3 protein-coding genes and 3 pseudogenes are annotated in these 4,334 nt (G+C 72.2%); 3 read left to right on the forward strand and 3 right to left on the reverse strand.

Annotation, left to right across the window (positions count from 1 at the left end):
• Nucleotides 1-98: pseudogene (locus JNW89_RS37010) on the forward strand (DUF3516 domain-containing protein); the annotation flags it as partial.
• Between the two features lie 192 nt (nt 99-290).
• On the opposite strand, the pseudogene JNW89_RS29105 reads toward JNW89_RS37010, so the two are convergent.
• Together JNW89_RS29105 and JNW89_RS29110 are read right to left on the reverse strand one after the other, a co-directional pair.
• Nucleotides 291-572, reverse strand: a pseudogene (locus JNW89_RS29105) (transcription termination factor Rho); the annotation flags it as partial.
• A gap of 107 nt (nt 573-679) precedes the next feature.
• Nucleotides 680-1,390, reverse strand: a complete 711-nt coding sequence (locus JNW89_RS29110; protein ID WP_238451531.1) for a 1-acyl-sn-glycerol-3-phosphate acyltransferase — start codon at nt 1,388-1,390, stop codon at nt 680-682.
• A 246-nt stretch (nt 1,391-1,636) separates the two neighbouring features.
• Between JNW89_RS29110 and JNW89_RS29115 the strand changes: the two genes are divergently transcribed.
• Together JNW89_RS29115 and JNW89_RS29120 are read left to right on the forward strand one after the other, a co-directional pair.
• Nucleotides 1,637-2,467 carry a DUF308 domain-containing protein gene (locus JNW89_RS29115; RefSeq protein WP_238451532.1) on the forward strand — a complete coding sequence of 277 codons (831 nt, stop codon included), beginning with the start codon at nt 1,637-1,639 and terminating at the stop codon, nt 2,465-2,467.
• 172 nt (nt 2,468-2,639) lie between these two features.
• Complete coding sequence (locus JNW89_RS29120; RefSeq protein ID WP_238451533.1) at nt 2,640-4,073, forward strand: trehalose-6-phosphate synthase; 1,434 nt, start codon at nt 2,640-2,642, stop codon at nt 4,071-4,073.
• Nucleotides 4,074-4,079: 6 nt separating this feature from the next.
• Here JNW89_RS29120 and JNW89_RS29125 read toward each other — a convergent pair.
• Nucleotides 4,080-4,334, reverse strand: a pseudogene (locus JNW89_RS29125) (lysophospholipase); the annotation flags it as partial.

The raw sequence follows: 4,334 nt of genomic DNA on the forward strand, positions 1-4,334 counted from the left end.
AGAAGAAGCCGCCGGAGGGCTCGGTCGGCTGGGGGCAGCCCACCTTCGAGCGCCTGGTCGAGGCCGAGCCCGAGCCGCTGACCTCCAGCTTCCAGGTCAACAGCAGGACGCCGGGAAGGCGGGCGGTTCGGCTGCGGGTACGCATGGACGACAGTCAACCCGGCCGTGCACAGAAGTTTCAATACCTGGGGGCTGAATTGAAGGAAAATTCCAGACCCCGTCGGCCCGGGACACGACGAAGGGCACGGCCCGTTGTGGCCGTGCCCTTCGCGGGTCTCACCCGGGTGAGGTCACTCCCCCGGCGTCGACTTGGCGATCTGCATCAGGAACTCGATGTTGGTGCGGGACTTCTTGAGCCGGTCCAGCAGCAGGTCCAGCGCCGCCTGGGAGTCCAGCGAGTGCAGCACCTTGCGGAGCTTGTGGATGATGGCCAGCTCCTCCGGCGAGAGCAGGATCTCCTCCTTGCGGGTGCTGGACGCACTGACGTCGACGGCCGGGAAGGTCCGCTTGTCGGCGATCTTCCGGTCCAGCTTCAGCTCCGCGTTACCGGTGCCCTTGAACTCCTCGAAGATGCCCAAGATCCGCCCACTTTCACGGAAAGAGTGGTTATTCCGCGCGGAATAACCACTCTTTCCGTGAAACTGCACGCCCACGGCGGCACGTGGGCGGGGTGCGTGGGTCAGGCGGCGATCGGCTCGCGGGTGACCGGTTCGGCGGGGGGCTGGTTCTTCAGCTTCGCGGCGTACATGTCGACGTACTCGCGACCGGAGAGCTCCATCAGCTCGTACATGATCTCGTCGGTGACCGCCCGCTCGACGAAGCGGTCGCCGGCCAGGCCGGCGTAGCGGGAGAAGTCCAGCGGCGGGCCGAACCGGATCCGGACCCGGGCGATCTTGGGGATCAGCTTGCCGGGCGGCTGGATCTCGTCGAGGTTGAGCATCGCCACCGGGATCACCGGAGCACCGCTCTCCAGCGCGAGCCGGGCCACCCCGGTCTTGCCCCGGTAGAGCCGCCCGTCGGGCGACCGGGTCCCCTCCGGGTAGATCCCGGCGACGCCGCCGGCCCGCAGCACGCTGAGCTGGGTGTCCAGGGCCGCCTGGGCGGCGCGGCCGCCGGAGCGGTCGACCGGGATGCAGCCGGTGCCGGCGAAGAACGCCTTGGTGAGCCAGCCTTTGATGCCCTTACCGGTGAAGTATTCCGCCTTGGCCACGAAAGTGACTTTTCGCGGCACGATCAGCGGGGTGAAGATCGAATCCGAGAACGAGAGATGGTTGCTGGCAAGGATCACCGGACCGGTCTCCGGCACGTGGTGCAGCCCCTCCACCCGCGGTCGGAAGATCAGCCTGAGCAGCGGGCCGAGGATGATGTACTTCATCAGCCAGTACAGCAACGGTGTCCTTCCGAAGCAGGGGCGGGCGACACCACCGCCGAGGGGGTCGGCGGGCCGCCGGGCGGACCCGGCGACCCCGCCGGGAATGGCCGTCGGCGGGCGGGATCGTCGGCCATGAGCCTACGAACCAGGAGCGGCACGCCACAACGCACTCCCGGAACCGGGTCCGGACGTGTCACGATTCAGGGCACGGCGTACGGGGCGCCGACACAACCGCACCGTGAGGTGCGCCGAGGAGGATGTCCGGTGTCAGCGGGTGGGGCCCGCCGGGGGCGGCGGGACAACGGGCTCGACGCGAGCGAGTACGCCGTCGCGGGCGACGTCGATCCGCGCGTCGGCGAGCACCTGCTCGACGTGCTCGCCGCCGGCGGGATCGCGGCCTACCTCCAGCCGTCGGCCGACCTCAACCCGATCACCCGCACCACCACCGTCCCGGCCCGGCCGGTCGACCGGCTCTACGTGGACCGCTCGCACCTGACCACCGCCCGGGACTACCTCACCCAGCTCGCCGACGAGTCGACCCCGGAGCCGCCGCGCGGCGAGCCGGACGTCGACGCCGAGTGGGACCGGATCGTGGCCGCCTTCCACACCGCCCCGGCCGCCGGCAGCCACCCCTGGCCCGCCGCCGAGGACGTCGACGACGACCCGACCGGCCCGGCCGGCGCGCCGGCGACCCGCACCGAGGAGGCCACCGGCCCGACCGCCACCGACGTGCGGCGGCTGCCGTACGCGGCGGACATCTCCGGCGTCTCGGTGAGCCGGCCGCGGGCCGAGGAGCCCTCGCTGCTGGACGGTCTGGACACCTTCGGCGCCGACCTGCCGGGCGAGGAGGACGACGGCTACACCCCGCCCCCGCCCCCGCCGCTGCCCCGGGTGTCGAAGTACGCCGTGGTCGGCGTGCTGGCGATCGTGCTCGGCTTCGTACTCTTCCTCAACCCGGCGCTGCTGCCGGTGGACGCCTCGGTGGTGACCCTGCTCGGGTTCACCGGCATCCTCGCCGGCTTCGTCACGCTGATCTGGCGGCTGCGCCCCGGCGACGAGGACGACGAGGATCCCGACGACGGCGCGGTCGTCTGACGCTCCCCCGTCCGATCGGCACGCTTCGCCCGTATCCCGGGACGGCCGCGCCCCCGCCGCCGAGGTAACAGTGGTGTAACTTACGGTCAGTAGGAATACCGCTGTCCGTCACTTCCCCCTCCGGCTGCCCGGTTGTTCCTCCCTCGCGGTGGTCGGCCCGCTGCGGATCGGAATGCCCGAGATGCGACCGAATTCCAGTTCCCTCGTGGTGGTGGCCAATCGGCTCCCCATCGACGACAGCGTGGCGCCCGCCAGCGCCTGCGAGTGGCGCCGCAGCCCCGGTGGGCTGGGCAGCGCGCTGCACCCGCTGCTGCGACACACCCCGGCCACCTGGGTCGGCTGGGCCGGCGGCACCGGTCCCGCGCCCCGCCTGCCCGACATCGACGGCGTCCGCATGCACTCCGTCGCGCTCACCGCCGAGGACCTGCGCGACCACTACGAGGGCTTCGCCAACGCCACCCTCTGGCCGCTCTACCACGACGCCGTCGAGCAGCCGGTGTACCACCGCCGCTGGTGGGAGGCGTACCAGCGGGTCAACCAGCGGTTCGCCGAGGCCGCCGCGGCGGTGGCCGAGCCGGGCGGCCTGGTCTGGGTGCAGGACTACCACCTGCAACTGGTCCCCGGCCTGCTCCGGGCGCTGCGGCCGGACCTGCGGATCGGCTTCTTCCTGCACGTGCCGTTCCCGCCGCCGGAGCTGTTCATGCAGCTGCCCCGGCGGGCCGAGCTGCTGCGCGGCATGCTCGGCGCCGACCTGATCGGCTTCCAGCGGGCCCAGGCCGCGCACAACTTCGCCCAGCTGGTGGTGAAGGTGCTCGGCCTGCCGGCCACCGACCGGCGGATCGGCGTCGACGACCGGGTGGTGCGGGTCGGGGCGTACCCGGTCTCGATCGACACGGCCGAGCTGGCCGCGCTCGCCGGCCGTCCCGACGTGACCGCCCGGGCCCGCCGGCTGCGCCACGACCTCGGCGACCCGCACCAGGTGATCCTCAGCGTCGACCGGATGGACTACACGAAGGGCATCGAGCAGCGGCTCAAGGCCTACAGCGAGCTGCTGGCCAGCGGCGACGTCAAGGTCCGGGACACGGTGCTGGTCCAGGTGGCGGTGCCCAGTCGGGAGCGGGTCGGCCAGTACCAGATCCTGCGGGACCGGGTGGAGCGCGAGGTCGGCCGGATCAACGGCGAGTTCGGCCGGGTCGGCGAGCCGGCCATCCACTACCTCACCCAGCCCTTCGACCGCGCCGAGCTGGCCGCCCTCTACCGGGTCGCCGACGTGATGGCGGTGACCCCGCTGCGGGACGGGATGAACCTGGTCGCCAAGGAGTACGTCGCCGCCCGGGTCGACGACACCGGCGCGCTGCTGCTCAGCGAGTTCGCCGGCGCGGCAGCCGAGCTGGAGCAGGCGTACCTGGTCAACCCGCACGACCTGGAGGGCCTGAAGCAGATGCTGCTCACCGCGCTGCGGGCCGGCCCGGACGACGTCGGCGACCGGATGCGGGCGATGCGGGCGCACCTGCACCGCCACGACATCCGCGCCTGGGCCCGCTCCTACCTCAGCGCCCTGGACCAGACCGGCTCGCTGGTCACCCGGCTGGGCAGCACCGGCTGACCCCGGTCACACCCGCTGCGGGTCCTTGACCAGCCAGTCGAGGATCGCGTCGATCGGCTCCCGCCACCGCGCGTCGAGCATCAGGTCGTGCCCCATGCCGGGGAAGAGCAGCGGAGCCGAACCGTACCGGCGGGCGGCCCGGCTCAGCGCGGCCGGCGGCACCACCCGGTCGTCCGGGCTGCCCAGCACCAGCACCGGCGGGCGACCCACCGCCGGCTCGGCCTCCCGACCGGCCAGCAACTGCCACTGTGCGCGCCGCCC

The organism is Micromonospora sp. 4G55 (assembly GCF_016803375.1).